At 40.4% G+C, this 15,724-nt stretch carries 16 protein-coding genes; 8 read left to right on the top strand and 8 right to left on the bottom strand.

Features of this window, described 5'->3' with window-relative positions:
- Nucleotides 1–198: 198 nt before the first annotated feature.
- Together ACOB80_RS11755 and ACOB80_RS11750 are read left to right on the top strand one after the other, a co-directional pair.
- Nucleotides 199–1,560, top strand: a complete 1,362-nt coding sequence (locus ACOB80_RS11755; RefSeq protein ID WP_473166028.1) for a Na+/H+ antiporter NhaC family protein — start codon at nucleotides 199–201, stop codon at nucleotides 1,558–1,560.
- A complete protein-coding gene (locus tag ACOB80_RS11750) occupies nucleotides 1,557–2,243 on the top strand; it encodes a TIGR01621 family pseudouridine synthase (protein ID WP_473166027.1) in 687 nt (228 codons plus the stop codon). Before ACOB80_RS11755 ends, ACOB80_RS11750 begins: the two co-directional genes overlap by 4 nt.
- Nucleotides 2,244–2,252: 9 nt before the next feature.
- On the opposite strand, the gene ACOB80_RS11745 is transcribed toward ACOB80_RS11750, so the two are convergent.
- Nucleotides 2,253–3,125, bottom strand: coding sequence for a LysR family transcriptional regulator (locus ACOB80_RS11745; protein WP_473166026.1), 873 nt, complete (start codon nucleotides 3,123–3,125; stop codon nucleotides 2,253–2,255).
- Nucleotides 3,126–3,289: 164 nt separating this feature from the next.
- On the opposite strand from ACOB80_RS11745, the gene trxA reads away from it, so the two are divergent.
- Nucleotides 3,290–3,604 carry a thioredoxin gene (trxA, locus tag ACOB80_RS11740; protein WP_473166025.1) on the top strand — a complete coding sequence of 105 codons (315 nt, stop codon included), beginning with the start codon at nucleotides 3,290–3,292 and terminating at the stop codon, nucleotides 3,602–3,604.
- A 76-nt stretch (nucleotides 3,605–3,680) separates the two neighbouring features.
- Here the strand turns inward: trxA and ACOB80_RS11735 are convergent, their stop codons facing one another.
- Both ACOB80_RS11735 and ACOB80_RS11730 read right to left on the bottom strand, forming a co-directional pair.
- Nucleotides 3,681–5,030: a sodium-dependent transporter gene (locus ACOB80_RS11735; RefSeq protein ID WP_473166024.1), complete on the bottom strand. Its 1,350-nt coding sequence runs from the start codon at nucleotides 5,028–5,030 to the stop codon at nucleotides 3,681–3,683.
- A gap of 242 nt (nucleotides 5,031–5,272) precedes the next feature.
- A complete protein-coding gene (locus ACOB80_RS11730) occupies nucleotides 5,273–5,755 on the bottom strand; it encodes a YajQ family cyclic di-GMP-binding protein (RefSeq protein WP_473166023.1) in 483 nt (160 codons plus the stop codon).
- A gap of 134 nt (nucleotides 5,756–5,889) precedes the next feature.
- On the opposite strand from ACOB80_RS11730, the gene ACOB80_RS11725 reads away from it, so the two are divergent.
- A complete protein-coding gene (locus tag ACOB80_RS11725; RefSeq protein ID WP_473166022.1) occupies nucleotides 5,890–6,249 on the top strand; it encodes a VanZ family protein in 360 nt (119 codons plus the stop codon).
- 3 nt (nucleotides 6,250–6,252) lie between these two features.
- A complete protein-coding gene (locus ACOB80_RS11720) occupies nucleotides 6,253–7,155 on the top strand; it encodes a ketopantoate reductase family protein (protein ID WP_473166021.1) in 903 nt (300 codons plus the stop codon).
- Here ACOB80_RS11720 and thiI read toward each other — a convergent pair.
- The 3 genes from thiI to pomA all read right to left on the bottom strand — a co-directional run bounded on the left by thiI (nucleotide 7,136) and on the right by pomA (nucleotide 10,474).
- A complete protein-coding gene (gene thiI, locus ACOB80_RS11715) occupies nucleotides 7,136–8,590 on the bottom strand; it encodes a tRNA uracil 4-sulfurtransferase ThiI (protein WP_473166020.1) in 1,455 nt (484 codons plus the stop codon). The genes ACOB80_RS11720 and thiI overlap by 20 nt on opposite strands.
- Before the next feature lie 150 nt (nucleotides 8,591–8,740).
- Complete coding sequence (locus tag ACOB80_RS11710) at nucleotides 8,741–9,697, bottom strand: flagellar motor protein MotB (protein WP_473166019.1); 957 nt, start codon at nucleotides 9,695–9,697, stop codon at nucleotides 8,741–8,743.
- A gap of 12 nt (nucleotides 9,698–9,709) precedes the next feature.
- Entirely contained in the window at nucleotides 9,710–10,474 is a 765-nt protein-coding gene (gene pomA / locus ACOB80_RS11705; protein WP_473166018.1) for a flagellar motor protein PomA, read from the bottom strand.
- Between the two features lie 376 nt (nucleotides 10,475–10,850).
- On the opposite strand from pomA, the gene xseB reads away from it, so the two are divergent.
- Genes xseB through dxs form a run of 3 tightly spaced genes read left to right on the top strand, consistent with a single transcriptional unit; the run spans nucleotide 10,851 to nucleotide 13,869 of the window.
- Nucleotides 10,851–11,096, top strand: a complete 246-nt coding sequence (gene xseB / locus ACOB80_RS11700; RefSeq protein WP_473166017.1) for an exodeoxyribonuclease VII small subunit — start codon at nucleotides 10,851–10,853, stop codon at nucleotides 11,094–11,096.
- Nucleotides 11,096–11,986, top strand: a complete 891-nt coding sequence (ispA, locus tag ACOB80_RS11695) for a (2E,6E)-farnesyl diphosphate synthase (protein ID WP_473166016.1) — start codon at nucleotides 11,096–11,098, stop codon at nucleotides 11,984–11,986. The genes xseB and ispA overlap by 1 nt, the downstream gene beginning before the upstream one ends.
- A gap of 20 nt (nucleotides 11,987–12,006) precedes the next feature.
- Nucleotides 12,007–13,869 carry a 1-deoxy-D-xylulose-5-phosphate synthase gene (dxs, locus tag ACOB80_RS11690; RefSeq protein ID WP_473166015.1) on the top strand — a complete coding sequence of 621 codons (1,863 nt, stop codon included), beginning with the start codon at nucleotides 12,007–12,009 and terminating at the stop codon, nucleotides 13,867–13,869.
- Between the two features lie 4 nt (nucleotides 13,870–13,873).
- Here dxs and ACOB80_RS11685 read toward each other — a convergent pair whose 3' ends face one another.
- Both ACOB80_RS11685 and ACOB80_RS11680 read right to left on the bottom strand, forming a co-directional pair.
- Complete coding sequence (locus ACOB80_RS11685; RefSeq protein ID WP_473166014.1) at nucleotides 13,874–14,596, bottom strand: LytR/AlgR family response regulator transcription factor; 723 nt, start codon at nucleotides 14,594–14,596, stop codon at nucleotides 13,874–13,876.
- On the bottom strand, nucleotides 14,589–15,647 hold the full coding sequence (locus tag ACOB80_RS11680) for a sensor histidine kinase (protein WP_473166013.1): 1,059 nt from the start codon (nucleotides 15,645–15,647) through the stop codon (nucleotides 14,589–14,591). Before ACOB80_RS11680 ends, ACOB80_RS11685 begins: the two co-directional genes overlap by 8 nt.
- Nucleotides 15,648–15,724 lie beyond the last annotated feature (77 nt).

Raw genomic sequence — 15,724 nt, 5'->3', positions numbered from 1 at the left:
GTTATCTTCAGAAATTCAATCCCCTAACAATAGAAATGTATGTTTTCAATGAGTTTAACTATAGTGCGAAATTAGACCCAGCGCTTTTAGAAATCTATTCGCAATAAAGTGTAAAAATTTAATTCCATTGTGAATGTTTCTAATAGCGACGAGTTAAGGTAAAGTTTAGCGTCCAATAATAATTATAGAAAAAACGTTATGCATGATAGTCCTCTCTCTTTGTTGCCTCCTGTTCTAGCGATCGCCATCGCTATTTGGCGTAAAAACGCGCTGCTCGCATTATTAGCAGGTATGTTACTGTGCTTTTTCATGGTAGCTAATTGGGAAGTATTAGCAGGATTAAAGCTCTCAGCAGAAGGGTTTATTAACGTCTTTTCTTCAATGGGTAATGTTTACATTATTACCTTTAGCTTACTCATTGGTGCCTTAGTGGCATTAATGAACCAGTCTGGCGCAGTCAATGGCTTTATTGATATGTTGGCAAGGTTGAAGCTCGTCAGAAATTCTCGCCAAGCGGCATTACTACCTACAGTAGTTGGTACCAGTATATTTACTGATACCAATTTAAGTATGTTTAGTGCAGGGATGGCGAGCCAAAAATTATTTGATCAATACCAATTGAGCCGTGCAAGGCTTGCTTATTTAATTGATTCAACTTGTGCACCAGTAAGTATTATTTTCTTAATTAATGGCTGGGGTGCCTATGTACTTGGACTACTCGATGGCTACAACTTGCAAGACCCTGTTGGCGTGTTAATTGCCACAATAGGCTTTAATTTCTACGCTATCATTGCACTTGTTCTAGCCTACTATACCGCCTATAGCGGAAAAGTCTTTGGTCCAATGAAGCATGCTAGAACAATAGCAGCCACTGCGACCCACATTGACGAAACCGACAAATCATCACCTGCTATCATTATGTGGTTTCCATTATTAGCGCTGTTGGCGATAACGTTAACTTTGCTTTTTGTCACTGGTGATGGCGATATGCGACGAGGCTCTGGTGCGTTTTCTGTATTTTGGGCCATTGTCAGCGCTTTGGTTATTCTTATTATGATGATCAAAAGTCATCAATTGATGAGTTGGAAAGACATTCTAAAAACGTCTATCAAAGGCATCAGACATATGAGCCCAGCGGTCGCAATCCTAGTGCTTTCATTTGCATTCGGTGACGCAATTAAAGCGCTTGGTACAGGTAGCTATGTATCACAATTGCTGCAAGTTGAAGTGGCAAACTATTGGATTGCGCCTCTTATCTTTATCGCTGCAGCTTTTATGGCTTTTGCTACAGGTACCTCATGGGGTACTTTTGCTATACTCATTCCAATCGCAGTACCCGTTGCCCAACAAACAGGCTTACCTATAGAGTTCCTTGTTGCCGCAGTGCTTGGGGGTGGAATTTTTGGTGACCATGCTTCGCCTATTTCTGACACTACGGTAGTTGCATCAATTGCCAGTGGATGTGACCATTTTGAACATGTAAAAACACAGCTTCCTTACGCGTTATTTGGCGCGATTGTTACGATTGTACTGTATGTATTCATTGGAATGAGTTTGTGACATTAACTGACATAACCATACTTGACGATAATCAGGATTTTCTGATTGTCGTCAAACCAGCAAATATTAGTTTTCAAGACGAAGAATCCTCCACTGGATTTTTCAACCAATGTAAACACTTACTCTCTCTAAAAGAACTATATCCCGTACACCGTCTAGACAAAATGACATCTGGTTTAGTCATACTTGCAAAAAACAAAACTGCAGCAATCAATTTTCAACAGCTCTTTGAGCACAAACAAATCAACAAGTTTTACCTCGCGATTAGCGACAAAAAGCCCAAGAAAAAGCAAGGCTTGGTCAAGGGCGATATGGGCAAAGGTCGCAGAGGCGCATGGAAGCTACTGCGTTCAAATGACAATCCTGCAATTAGTCAATTTTTTAGCTATGGACTAGGCAGCGGACTTAGGTTATTTGTTGTAAAGCCCTATACAGGTAAAACCCATCAAATACGAGTGGCATTATCGAGTATTGGCAGCCCGATTTTAGGCGATCCATACTATAGTAGTTCCAAAAGCGATCGGGGCTATCTTCACGCCTATAGCTTGAGCTTTAGTTGGAATGGGCAAAACTATCGCTATACTTGCTCTCCTGTTTTTGGAGAGCATTATTTAGCTGATACCTGTATTGATAAACTAGCAGAACTAGGGGACGTTGCAGCATTAAACTGGCCAAAAATCTGATATCAGCATTTATACTAAACAGCCTATGTTACTTTGAAAATGATCCAAGAATGCGCGTGTTTTAGCCGGAATATTGCGGCTTTGATAAAGTACACTTAATTGCTGCGCAACAACAGGAAGTGGTAGTTCTAACTTAGATAATTCTTCCTGCCTTTGTCCTATATAATCAGGTAGCTTAGTTAATCCCATGCCTTTTTTAGCAGCAGCAACGCGCATCTCGGGGCTTGAAAGAACAACAGATAATTTAGGAGAGATTAGCTGTTGATGCTGTTTCACACGAAAGTTCCAACGCTCATTTGCTAATGCCAGAATAGCCTGTTCTTGTTGCAGCATATCTATACTCATGCCCAGCCCACTAACTAGCTCCTTCTTACCATAAATAGACTGAGGAAAGCTTATCAAGGTTTTCGCTACCCACGTTGACGCACTAAGCATATCTTCATGTAACACAAACACTAAATCGTCTTGCAAAGATAATTCTGGGATTACGCCAGCATAGTGACTGCAATGTACTTCTATTTCAGGATAAGACACCGCAAAATCTGCAATTAAACTCGATACGACTTGATTAAAAAACTCTAACGGGAACAAAATATTGAGTCGCCCTTTAGGTTTGAAGTAACTGTCGATAATAAGTTGCTCTATGTTTCTTAACGACTCAACCGGTTGCTGGCTGTGCTGCAAGACCAGTTTACCTGCTTCTGTTAAAGACAAACTACGTGTCGTTCTTGAAATGAGCTGACACCCCAGAGCTTGCTCTAAGCCAGCCAACCGACGGCTAAGTTTAGACTTTGGAATTCCTGTTTTCTCAGAAGCCTTAGTTAAAGTTCCCGCATCGGCAATTGCGGTAAATAGTGCGTAGTCGTCTAATAAAATAGTCATCTAATTCAGTCGCCTTATCCCGATAAATTGTTCCCAGCCAGCAATCACACAAAAAATACGTAGCACTAATAATTCCATTTATAGAACAGTGAATACTATTAAAGCATATTTATCAACAATAAATTACTCGATAACATAGCCAGCACTTAACCAAGGAGAAGAAAATGACATTGATTAAAGACATTACCCAAGACAACTTTGAGCAAGAGGTATTAAATGCACAAGGCACAGTATTAGTTGATTTTTATGCACCTTGGTGTGGCCCTTGTAAAATGATTGCACCTGTTCTTGAACAAGTGGCTCAAAGCCATCAAGACGTGAAAGTCGTAAAAGTAGATACTGACCAAGCACCAGAGTTGATGGCTCAGTTTGGTGTACGTGGCATTCCTACCCTACTGTTGATAAAAGATGGCGAAGCAGTTGATCGTAAAGTTGGTGCTGCTAGTTTGAAGCAAGTCACTGAATTTGTAACGCAATAATAGTTAGGAACAATAAAGGCCAGCTACCAATTGGGAGCAGGCCTTTTTATTAAAATATAACTTGATTAACGGTAAGCTATATTACGGAATGGATGAATACGATAGCTATTGCCGTTGGACATACAAACTTGGTATACCAAGGCCAAACCTTCCAGAATACTGAACTTTCTACTTCAGGATGACCTTGTTTTATTTCATCAAGTATTTCGCTACGCTTCCAAATCCAACCAACAAATACACAACACAACATGGCAATAATCGGTTGGCCGTATTCTGTTGCTAGTGTGGCTACCATACCGAGTAAAACATCTAGGTTACTGATAATTCCAACGCTTATCATAAAGATAATAGCACCAACGATTACCGTTGCTCTTTGGCGATCGATACTATGCCTTTCTACTAAGTAAGATACAGGCCCTTCTAGCATAGAAATACTAGAAGTTAACGCCGCGACAGACATTAATAAAAAGAAGGCAAAGCTTACTAATATTCCAATCGCGCCCATGGAGTCAAATAAAGCAGGCAGTACTGTAAACACTAGACCAGGGCCAGATATTAAACTTCCATCATCAGCAAATATCGCAACACCTTGTGCTTGGGCAACATACATTGCAGGAATAATCAGTAATCCAGCTAAGAACGCAATAGAAACGTCAATTAAGGTTACCTGAGCGCCAAGAGAAACAAGGTTCTCCTTTTTAGAAATGTAAGAGCCATAAATAACCATGACACTAGTACCAAGAGACAAAGAGAAAAAGGCTTGCCCTAACGCACTGATGATTAAATCAGGATCAAGTACTCGAGAAAAATCAGGATTTAAATATGCATTTAAACCTTCTTTAGAACCTTCTAAAGTAAAAACGTAGCCGATTAGCACCAACAATAAACCAATGAGTAATGGCATTAGGCGTTTAGACCACTTTTCTATACCTTGCTCTACCCCTCTACGAATTACATAAATGGTAAAGAACATGAAAATAGCGGTAAACAACACATTGCGCCACATAGACTGACTTGTCACCCAAGTAGAAACACTTTCGCTACCTAAAGTTAGCGCGACAGGTGAAACCGCGTAAGAGACCATCCAGCCAGCAATAATGCCGTAAAAACTCAGAATCAAAGCAGCACATACAACACCACCGAACCCCACGATAAAACCAAACTTTTTTTGCCCGTTAGTACGCGACATTTTTTGAAGAGAGGTGACGGCGTTAGCCTGCCCAAAGCGTCCGATTAATAGCTCCGCCATAAATGCGGGATAAGCTAAGCTGAATGCTAAAATAAGATAAACGAAAACGAACGCTGCACCGCCATTACTCGCGGTTTGAGTCGGGAATCCCCAAATATTCCCTAAACCAACTGCAGAGCCTGCAGCTGCCATAATAAAGCCAATACGAGAGCTAAACTCGCCTCTAGAACCTGCCATGATAACCTATCTTTGTATTTTAATTTTTGTAATTTAGGCCTAAGTAGCCTTTGATAAAGATTCTGTAATTTACTTAATCTGGATCAATAAAAACAGTATTTTGCTGATTTAATTGTAACGACTAACCGTCAACTTAGAATAAGGCTGTAAACTTGCCTGTACTGCCGGTGTAAAACATCCGTACAAAAAACTCGTTTACAGCCTGATTTAATTCAGGTTTTTATTAATAAAGAATTATTTTACTAATCTTTAAAGTTAGTAAATTGAAAAGATTGCCCTAACTCAGCTTCACGAACTTGGCGCATTACAGCTTGTAAATCGTCACGCTTTTTCCCTGTTACGCGTACTTGCTCACCTTGAATGGCCGCTTGTACTTTTAATTTGCTGTCTTTTATCAATTTAACGATTTTCTTAGCAGTAGGTTGATCTATCCCTTCCTTGAAACTACAAGTTGCCTTACAGTTTCTACCAGAAAACTCAGGTTCACCAACTGTCATAGATTGTGCATCTACTTTACGCTTAGTCAGCTGATTTCTTAGCATATCCACTAATTGTTTTACTTGGAAATCACCTTCTGCGCTAACGATAACGTTTGGCTTTTTCCACTCTATACTCGCTTCAACCCCTCTAAAATCAAAACGGGTGCTTAATTCACGGGTTGCATTTTCAGCAGCATTTCTTACTTCTTCGATATTGATCTCAGATACGATGTCCATTGAAGGCATAATTTAATCTCTTAATTGACGTTTTTTCGCATCATAGCAAAAGAGTTATTACGGAAAAACCTGTATTGCCGCTATTTATTGATAAAAAGCGTGGTAATATATTCCCCACTAATTTCAAGTTGGATTTTTCTAGAATGAAAAGTCAGCAGCATCTTCTTCTGCTTCTTATTTTTTTAACTCTCGGTATCGTTGCCAGTTTGCTCGCGCACGACTGGGCAGCCATTGTTTTTAGAAGTACGCAAATAGATTCCATAGGTCACTTAATTGGCTTTTTTATACTTACTTGGTTTTTACACGGAGTTTTTAAATTCCCTTTAGTGAATTTAGCAATTACCTTAGTTTGTTACGGCGGCTTAACTGAAATAGCGCAGTGGCATCTAGGCTTTAGAAATGGTGAATTTAGTGACTTTTTAGCTGACGTCGCCGGTGTCACTTTATTTGTTGCACTTAAATGGTTAAAAGTCGTTTACTACGACAGACGTCAGTATAAATAAAGCATGATGAATATCGTTGTTGTAGGTCAGGGCGCAATAGGCTTGTTATGGTACGCTTATCTAACAAAAAATAAGGTGGATACCTTCCTACAAACTTCAGATAACTTTTCAACAAAGCAGCACTCAGTGACTTTGCTAAAAATGAATCAAGAGAGTGAAGAGCTGCCTTTACATCTTGCCTCCAAGAGTCATTTGGCGAAGGCTGACATTGTGCTTTTCTGCACCAAGAGTTACCAAGTTTCCAGCGCAATTGAACAGTATATTCCTCACCTAAACCCAAACGCGCTCATCGTTTTATGTCACAACGGTATGCTATCTAAACAGCGTATTTTACCCTTGGCAGGTGGCAGAAAAGTAGCATTGATGCTAACCACGCATGGCTGTAAAAAACACGATACCTTATCGATTGAACATACTGGTGAAGGCGACAGTCATATCGGTTTGATATCTGATCATGCTCATCAGCTACTCAATGATTTACCTATGCAAGAAGCCCTGCCTGAGGTAATAATTGATGAAAACATAATTCAGAGACAATGGCTTAAACTGGCCGTTAATTGTGTTATCAACCCGTTAACAGCGATACATGATATAGAAAACGGCGGCATAATTAATCAAGCGTATCAAGATACTATCGATAAGGTTTTGAATGAAGTAGCGGCTGTGGCGAAAAGTTTAGGTGTCGTGTTAGATAAGAAACAGTTAAAACAGTCGGCGCTAATAGTTGCGAAAAAGACGGCTAGAAACAGCTCTTCAATGCGCAGCGATATATTAAATAAACGTAAAACCGAAATAGCGCAAATAAACGGTTTTATTGTTGAGCAAGGTCAGGCGTTGAATATTGCAACGCCTGAAAACAAATACTTAGTTGATCAGATAAACGCGCTTACTTACGATAAACCTTAACGTTTTTATAGCCGTTATCGATTAGATAAAGGGCTTGAAGCCTGCTCATTACACCTTGATCACAATAGAGCAAGTATTGCTTACTTTGATCTAAATCGCCAAACTTTGTTGCCAGTTTAAAGAAAGGTAAATGTTGTACTTCAACATCATCAATTTCAAGCGGGTTTTCATCTTCTTCTTCTGGGCTACGAATATCCAGAACAATCGCGTCTTTAGGAATATCCTTTAATTCTTCAACTGCTTGAATTTCTTGCTCTGTAGCTTCACCAATTTCGCGAATATCAATGATGCGACATTCTTCAACGACTTTATCTAAAATTGAAAAGTCGAATTTCTCTTCTTCCGCTTCTATTTTAGATAATACAGCTTTTACCGTAGGCTTCTTAGAAATAACGCCACAATATTCTGGAATGGTTTTAGCAAAATCTTCGGTGCCGATTTCGCGGGCAATATCGATAATATCTTGCTTATCGTAAGCAGCAAGTGGGCGCAAGATTAGTGTTTCAGTCACTCTATCTATAACATTTAAGTTAGTTAATGTTTGGCTTGATACTTGACCTAGAGCCTCACCAGTAACCAATGCTTGAATACCGCGTTTTTCGGCTATTTTAGCGCCTGCGCGCATCATCATACGCTTTAAAATAACACCCATTTGGCCGTTATCTATTTTTTCTAAAATTTCAGCAACGACAGGATCAAAGTCAACGGCAATAAACTTGGTACGATGAGACGCGCCAAACTTGTTCCACAAGTAATAGCTAACTTCTTTAACGCCAACTTCATGAGCACTGCCGCCTAAGTTGAAAAAACAAAAATGAGTACGAGCCCCCTTTTTGATCATTTGGAAACTAGAAACACCAGAGTCAAAACCACCACTCATTAAAGACAGCACATCTTCTTGTGTCGCAATTGGGAAGCCACCTAAGCCTTTAATTCTTTCGGTAATAATCGACAACGTTTGATGCTTAATTTCAAGTTGAATCGTAACATCTGGTTTTTTCAATTGAACACGCGCGCTATCAACGGCTTGGTTTAAACCGCCACCAACGTATTGCTCGGCTTGTAATGAAGAAAACTCATGTTCGCCATTGCGTTTAACACGAACACAAAAAGATTTGTTTTCAATTGTTTTAGCATGGACAGCTAAGGTTTTTTCGAATATGTCGTGTAAGTCGGTAAACTCAACCTGTTGAACTTCATAGAAAAAGGCAACACCAGGAATACAACTTAAGGTATCAATGAGCTTTTCACGATTTTCAGGTGAAAGGTTCTTACTATTTACTTCAATACTGTCCCAGTTGATTCGAGACGTAACGGTTTCATCGACTCTGCGTAGAACATTCTTGATATTAGACTCAAGAATCTTAGTGAAACGCTTGCGCACAGGACGACTTTTAATGGCAATTTCAGCCTGAAGTTTAACAATAAATCTCATTTACATGATACCCCACAAATAAGTGGCGCGGATTATACATTAAGCAGAGATTTGTTGCTAAAAAAAGTTGTGATTGCACGATACTGTTACGGTAACAGTAATAAAAAAGGATCACCTTGCGATCCTTTTTTATATGAAAATTAGCTTGTTTTAGTTGTTATCTTTACTAATAACTGAATAAGGCTCAGTTTCTTTTGGCTTACCTTGGCTAATTGCAATTTCAACGCGTCGATTACGGCGACGGTTCAAATTGTTATTGTTAGGTACTAAAGGTTTACCATCGGCATGACCAGCCACAGTCATCCGTGATTGATCAAAGCCATCAACTTTTACCAACTCATGAGCAATAGCCACAGCACGCTTACTTGATAAATCCCAGTTAGAACTAAACAGTTCTGAGCTAATACCTTGGTTATCGGTATGACCTGACACCATGATTTCGCCAGGAATAGTATTTAATAACTCACCAATTTCACGGATGATAGGTCGAAACTTAGGTTGCAGAAAGGCTGAGCCTGAAGGAAAGGAGCCGTTCTCGCGAATGCGAATAATCACCTGTTGTCCAAGCTGCTCTAATTCTATCGCACCATCTTGAATTTGCTGTTCTAACTGCTCCGCAATTTTCTTAACAAGTTCATTTACTTGCTCTTGCGACGCTTGTTCTAATTCATCACTGGCTTTTTGACGCGCTTGAGCTGACATTTCATCGGCGGTACTTTGTGATTGACCACCACGTTCTGTACCACGTTGCTCTTGGCGACCACCTGCGGAAGTTTCATCACCCGCTTGGAATTCAAGCATCTGTTGTGTCATTTCAACGGTTTGTTGCTGAATCACTTCAATCGGCGTTGGCTCAGGCTTACCTGGGCGGAACTCTTGCGCAATGATACTGGTGCCTTTTGGAATGTCTTTTACCTCTATTTTATTCTGAACACCAAAAGCAAACTTCATGGAACCCGCAATTTGCTTAAACTTTAAAACGTCCATTTCAGAGAATGACAATAATAGAACGAAGAAACACATCAACAGAGACATTAAGTCAGCGAACGTCCCCATCCATGGCGGTAGGCCGGGCGGTGGACATTTACACTCTGGAGGATTAGCCATAATGTGTTCCTTCTATTCCTCAGTCGTATCGATTGTTCGCTTACTCTCTGGTAAATAGTTTTTCAGCAAGCCTTCAATTACACGAGGATTCTGCCCATCTTGAATACCTAAAACAGCATCTAAGATCAGCTCTTGGTTCATTTTCTCTTCAGCCATACGTAGCTTTAGCTTGTTGGCAATTGGAATAGCGATAACGTTCGCTAAGAAAGCACCATAAAGTGTTGTTAATAGTGCAACCGCCATCGCAGGGCCGATTGCCTTTGGGTCATCCATGTTTGATAACATGGCAACAAGACCAACTAGTGTACCTATCATCCCCATTGCAGGAGCGATATCGGCAAGTGCAGACAAAATACTAATGCCTGTTTCGTGGCGTTCGGTCGTTAAATTGATATCTTTTTGTAGCGTACTACGCACAACGTCAGCGTCGTGACCATCTACCAACATATCAACGCCTTTTTGCATAAAAGCATTTGATATTTCAGCTTCTTCTAGTGCAAGGAAGCCACCTTTACGAGCCGCATCAGCCATTTCTACCGATTTCTCAATAAGCTCTTCAGGCTTTTCAATTTTGAACATAAAGGCTTTACCGATAATTTTACCCACTCCGAGGAACTGGCCTAAATTAAAGTTAGCAAGTACAACAAATAAAGAACCACCAATAACGATTAGTACAGACTTTCCATCGATAAACATGTTGATGTCACCAGCCATAATCATCGCTAGAACCACCAAACCAATAGCACCTACAACACCTAGTAAGCTCGCTAAATCCACAAATACCTCCGAAAACCTGCTTTATGTTCTATTTTATTATTGATAATAACCAATAGTTGCATATCGCGCGACAGCAATTCACGCTTATTTTATCGACTAAAAGAGTTTAGCTTACCTTCGGCTTTAACAGACCCATTATTCGCTTAAATTCGTTACTTTGGTCTTAACACTCTTTTTAAATTGCGCAAAATGAAACAGCAATTAATTCAATTAGTCTTTTATATTCTATGTTAATATTATCGTCCGAATGTTCAATAACTTAACTTATTTATAGCGATTATTTGATTTTAATCGTGGAATCAGCAGTTGTTGACCAAACCTTTAAGCTAAGGTACCTTGCGCGGTATTCTAATAAATTGACTCAAATGAGACGCTCGTGGCCCGTAAAAAAATAGAAAATTTATCCTTCGAAGAAGCGTTAAAAGAACTTGAAATGATCGTAAATGGCTTAGAAAGCGGCGAACTTCCGTTGGAAGAGTCTATGGCACTATTCGAGCGCGGCCTGTCACTGAGTCAAGTAAGCCAAGAAAAGCTTAAAGACGCAGAGCAAAAAGTTCAGATTCTTATGCAACGTCACCAATCAGCGCAACTCACTCCTTTTGATAACAACGAGGATGCATAGTGACTCGTTTGTCAGACTTACCTGATTTGCAAGAGCGCGTTAATCAATACTTAACGAACAAATTAGATAGCTTAACTGTTAACGATCCTAAGTTGCTAGAAGCAATGCGATACGGGCTTCTTATCGGCGGCAAACGTATGCGTCCTTATTTAGCATATACGACGGGTAAAGCGCTTAATGTATCGCTACAAGACATAGATGGCATTGCAGCGGCGCTAGAATGCATCCACGCTTATTCTTTATTACATGACGACTTACCTGCCATGGACGATGACGATTTACGTCGTGGTCAGCCTACTTGCCATAAAGCCTTCGATGAGGCTACCGCGATTTTAGCTGGCGATAGTTTGCAAACACTTGCGTTTGATATTTTAGCAAATCACCCTTTTTCCAAGCATATTGCGACTAAGCAAATTAAACTTGTCCAGCACTTAGTTACCGCCAGTGGTTACCAAGGAATGTGTGGTGGACAAGCAATGGATTTGGCTGCAACAGATAAAGAAATATCTCTAGAGCAATTAGAGCAGTTACACGCGTTAAAAACAGGCGCTTTATTAGAAGCAAGTGTCTTGATGGCCTCAGAGTGCGCTGAAAACATTACCAAAGAGCAGCAATCGGCACTGATAGAATTCGCAAAGTGCGTTGGTTTAGCGTATCAAGTAAGAGACGATATCATCGATATAACCTCTAGTGAAGAAGAGCTCGGAAAGCCTGCTGGCTCTGACCTTGCCGCGAATAAAAGTACTTACCCTGCATTATTAGGTTTACAAGGCGCTCAACAAAAAGCTGACGACTTGTATAAACAAGCGCTTCAAGCTTTGCACACTTTGCCTTACAATACTCAGAATTTGGCTGATTTTGCCACCTTTATTATTCAACGGACCAGTTAAGCGTCACTGATTTAACAATTATGACTATAAACCTAAACGATTACCCATTGTTATCAAACATTGATTCCCCAAGCGATCTTAGAAAGCTTGAGCGTGAGCAATTGCCTCAGGCAAGTGTTGAGCTAAGAGAATACCTGTTAAATTCTGTGAGTAAAAGTAGCGGTCACTTCGCTTCTGGCCTTGGCACGATAGAATTAACTGTCGCGCTACATTATGTCTACCAAACGCCGTTCGATCATTTAATTTGGGACGTGGGACATCAAGCCTACCCTCATAAAATACTTACTGGTCGCCGCGACCAGCTTCATACCATTCGTCAAAAAGATGGTCTACACCCTTTCCCATGGCGTGAAGAAAGTGAATATGACGTATTAAGTGTTGGTCATTCGAGTACTTCTATTTCTGCCGCCTTAGGTTTAGCCGCTGCCGCAGAGAAAGAAGGTAAAAACCGAAAAGTTGTGGCTGTTATTGGTGATGGTGCGATGACTGCTGGTATGGCTTTTGAAGCATTAAACCACGCAGGTGACATTCATAAAGACATGTTAGTTATTCTTAATGATAACGAAATGTCTATCTCTGAAAATGTAGGCGCACTGAATAATCACCTGGCAAAAATGCTTTCAGGAAGCTTTTACACAGGCTTTAGAGAAGGTAGTAAGCGCTTACTGGAAAACATACCACCGATTAAAGAATTAGCGAGTCGCGCTGAAGAGCACCTTAAAGGCATGGTTGTACCAAGCACTTTTTTCGAAGAGCTCGGCTTTAATTACATCGGGCCTATCGATGGCCATGATGTTAATGGTTTAGTTGATACCATTAGTAATATGCGCGAGCTTAAAGGGCCGCAAATTTTGCATATTGCCACCAAAAAAGGTAAGGGTTACCACGCAGCAGAGCAAGACCCAATAAAATACCATGCGGTACCTAAATTCAACCCAATGGAAACTAGCTTGCCTAAAAGCGCACCAACAACACCAACTTATTCGCAAATTTTTGGCGATTGGTTGTGTAAAATGGCAGAGCAAGATGACTTACTTGCGGCGATCACGCCAGCAATGCGCGAAGGCTCAGGTATGGTGGAATTTAGTCAGCGTTTCCCTGAGAAATATTACGATGTAGCCATTGCTGAGCAGCACGCGGTTACATTTGCAGCGGGTTTAGCAATAGGCGGCCATAACGCTGTAGTTGCGATTTATTCTAGCTTTTTACAACGTGGATACGATCAGCTAATTCACGATGTAGCCATTCAAAACTTACCTGTTTTGTTTGCTATCGACAGAGCTGGTATTGTTGGCGCCGATGGTCCAACACACCAAGGTGCGTTTGATTTAAGCTTTATGCGCTGCATTCCAAATTTAGTGATCATGGCACCAGCTAATGAGCATGAATGCCAGTTGATGCTAACAACAGGCCATAAGCTTAACCAGCCTGCTGCTGTGCGCTACCCTCGCGGTAACGCGATTGGCAATGAGCTGCCAGCCATCGATGAAACGATAGAAATTGGCAAAGGTAGAAAGCTTGTTTCTGGTGAAAAGATTGCATTATTAAGCTTCGGTACCATGCTTGGCGAAGCAGAAAAAGTAGCAGAAGAACTCAATGCGACGTTAGTTGATATGCGTTTTGTTAAACCACTAGACGAGCAGTTAATTACAGAACTTGCTCAATCACATCAATTGCTGGTTACCATTGAAGATAATGCGATTGCAGGTGGTGCTGGTTCAGCGGTTAATGAATATGTTATTGGCCAAGGGTTGGCAACGCGTTTACTCAACATTGGCTTACCTGATCAGTTTATCAAGCACGGTACGCAAGCAGAAATTCATCAAGAGCTTGGCTTAGATGCAAAAGGCATTGTCGAAAAAATTTCCGCAATTAAGCTGTAATCAATTATAAAGCCAGTAATTGTTTAAAGTTACTGGCTTGCCTTCTTGATACTTCTACTTTATCTCCATTATTAAGCGTAAGCTCCAAGCCACCAGAGCCACAAGGTTCAACGTGAGTGATGGCGCTTAGCTTAACAATATTTTGTCTACTCACACGAAAGAATAGCTCTTGCGGTAAGCGCTCCTCTATTTGCGCCAACGTTCGATAAACCATAGGTTTGTTATCGTCGAAATACACTCGGGTATAATTGCCCATGGCTTCAAATCGAGTAACCTGTGATAAAGTCACCAACCAGCATTGTTGGCCATCTTTGACAAAAAATTGGCTTTCCAGTTGTAGCTTTTCATTTGTTTTTTGCTGATTATTAGTGGCATCAGCTTGTTGTTTAAACTTTTGCCATGCTTCAACTAATCGCTTTTGGGTAAAGGGCTTAAGTAAGTAATCAACAGCCCCTTGCTCAAATGCTTTAATGGCAAATTGATCAAAAGCTGTGGTAAAAATCACATATGGCGCTTGCGATAATTGCGTTAAAAACTCAAAGCCGTTGCCATCAGGTAAGTCTATGTCTAGAAACACAAGATCTGGTGTATGCTGCTCAAACAAAGATAATGCCTGTTCGATATTTTCGGCTTCACCGACTAATTCTATTTCTTCTACAGCAGAGAGCTGTGAAGTTAATTCTAAGCGCGCAAGGCGTGAATCTTCAACAATCATCGCTTTATACATTTTCACTCTCCCTGTTAACAATGGGCAATGTCACCGTGGCTTTAACACCTAATTCCGACGGTGTTAGCGTAAAACAAGCCTCTTTTTCAAAAACTATCGCGAGACGCTGTGAAATATTTTTTAGACCAACTCCCGTTTGAGGGTTACCTTGTTTTAGCTCACCGGAGTTTTCTACCACAAGTTGCCAAGTATTATTTTGTTTATCCAGCGCGGTTGAAATATGAATAGCGCCACCAGATTTTATTTTACTGATGCCATGCTTAATGGCGTTTTCCACTAGTAACTGTAAGACCATAGGCGGAATATTTAAGGATAATGTGTCTGGCTCGATTTGCCAATCAACCGCTAACTTGTCTTCTAATTGAATTTTATTTAAAGCAACATAGTGACCCACTATCTCCACTTCGTCTTCAAACGCGATTAGACTCTCTTTATCTACTTTCATGGTATATCGCATCACTTCAGATAAATCTGCCAGTAAATCTCGCGCTTTGTTTGCATCTTCTAAGATAAGAGCGCGAATATTATTGATGGCGTTAAAAATAAAATGCGGATTAATTTGACTAAGTAGCACGTCTAATCTTGCCGATTTAAGCGATTGTTCAAGGGCAACTTGTTTTAATTCAGCACGTTTAAAAATGCGCTGGTTACGCAATACCGCGTAAATCGCAGACCAGCCTAAAACCAGCAGAAAAATAACTGGCGAACCCATTAGCATTTGTAGCATTAAGATTTTCATTGGAACTGCAAACAAGCTGTCCGCGATAGGAAAAATAATAGCCAAATATAGCCCTATCGATATAAAGCCGCCTATTGCACAGCCAAGTATCATGATGCCAAAGTTTAAATATACGCTATTGGCCTTTAATCGATTCTTTAAAAAGAAACGCAAGACACTTGTCGCGCAAAAAAGTGAAAAGCCAAGTGCTAGAGAGTTTGCTAGCTCACTTAGGTGAAAGTACTTGAAGTAACCTCGTCCAAGCAAATTCACTAAAACAAATAAGCTCCAACTGATAATTTGAATAGGCCAAAAGGCACTGATATTTGGCATGAGAATATTTCTTCGTTGTTATTATTAAGCGTTATCAGCAAGCCGATAACGCTATATTCTTTATTGTTTAATCAACT

This window comes from Thalassotalea coralli (genome assembly GCF_055786205.1).
Note: the sequence above shows the minus strand (reverse complement) of the source record. Positions and strands in the feature narration are given on the sequence as shown.

Excerpts from the sequence above, each read along its gene's own strand:
- ACOB80_RS11755 (WP_473166028.1), top strand. The coding sequence starts at position 199 with ATGCATGATAGTCCTCTCTCTTTGTTGCCTCCTGTTCTAGCGATCGCC.
- ACOB80_RS11745 (WP_473166026.1), bottom strand. The coding sequence starts at position 3,125 with ATGACTATTTTATTAGACGACTACGCACTATTTACCGCAATTGCCGAT.
- trxA (WP_473166025.1), top strand. The coding sequence starts at position 3,290 with ATGACATTGATTAAAGACATTACCCAAGACAACTTTGAGCAAGAGGTA.
- ACOB80_RS11735 (WP_473166024.1), bottom strand. The coding sequence starts at position 5,030 with ATGGCAGGTTCTAGAGGCGAGTTTAGCTCTCGTATTGGCTTTATTATG.
- ACOB80_RS11730 (WP_473166023.1), bottom strand. The coding sequence starts at position 5,755 with ATGCCTTCAATGGACATCGTATCTGAGATCAATATCGAAGAAGTAAGA.
- ACOB80_RS11725 (WP_473166022.1), top strand. The coding sequence starts at position 5,890 with ATGAAAAGTCAGCAGCATCTTCTTCTGCTTCTTATTTTTTTAACTCTC.
- ACOB80_RS11720 (WP_473166021.1), top strand. The coding sequence starts at position 6,253 with ATGATGAATATCGTTGTTGTAGGTCAGGGCGCAATAGGCTTGTTATGG.
- thiI (WP_473166020.1), bottom strand. The coding sequence starts at position 8,590 with ATGAGATTTATTGTTAAACTTCAGGCTGAAATTGCCATTAAAAGTCGT.
- ACOB80_RS11710 (WP_473166019.1), bottom strand. The coding sequence starts at position 9,697 with ATGGCTAATCCTCCAGAGTGTAAATGTCCACCGCCCGGCCTACCGCCA.
- dxs (WP_473166015.1), top strand. The coding sequence starts at position 12,007 with ATGACTATAAACCTAAACGATTACCCATTGTTATCAAACATTGATTCC.
- ACOB80_RS11685 (WP_473166014.1), bottom strand. The coding sequence starts at position 14,596 with ATGTATAAAGCGATGATTGTTGAAGATTCACGCCTTGCGCGCTTAGAA.
- ACOB80_RS11680 (WP_473166013.1), bottom strand. The coding sequence starts at position 15,647 with ATGCCAAATATCAGTGCCTTTTGGCCTATTCAAATTATCAGTTGGAGC.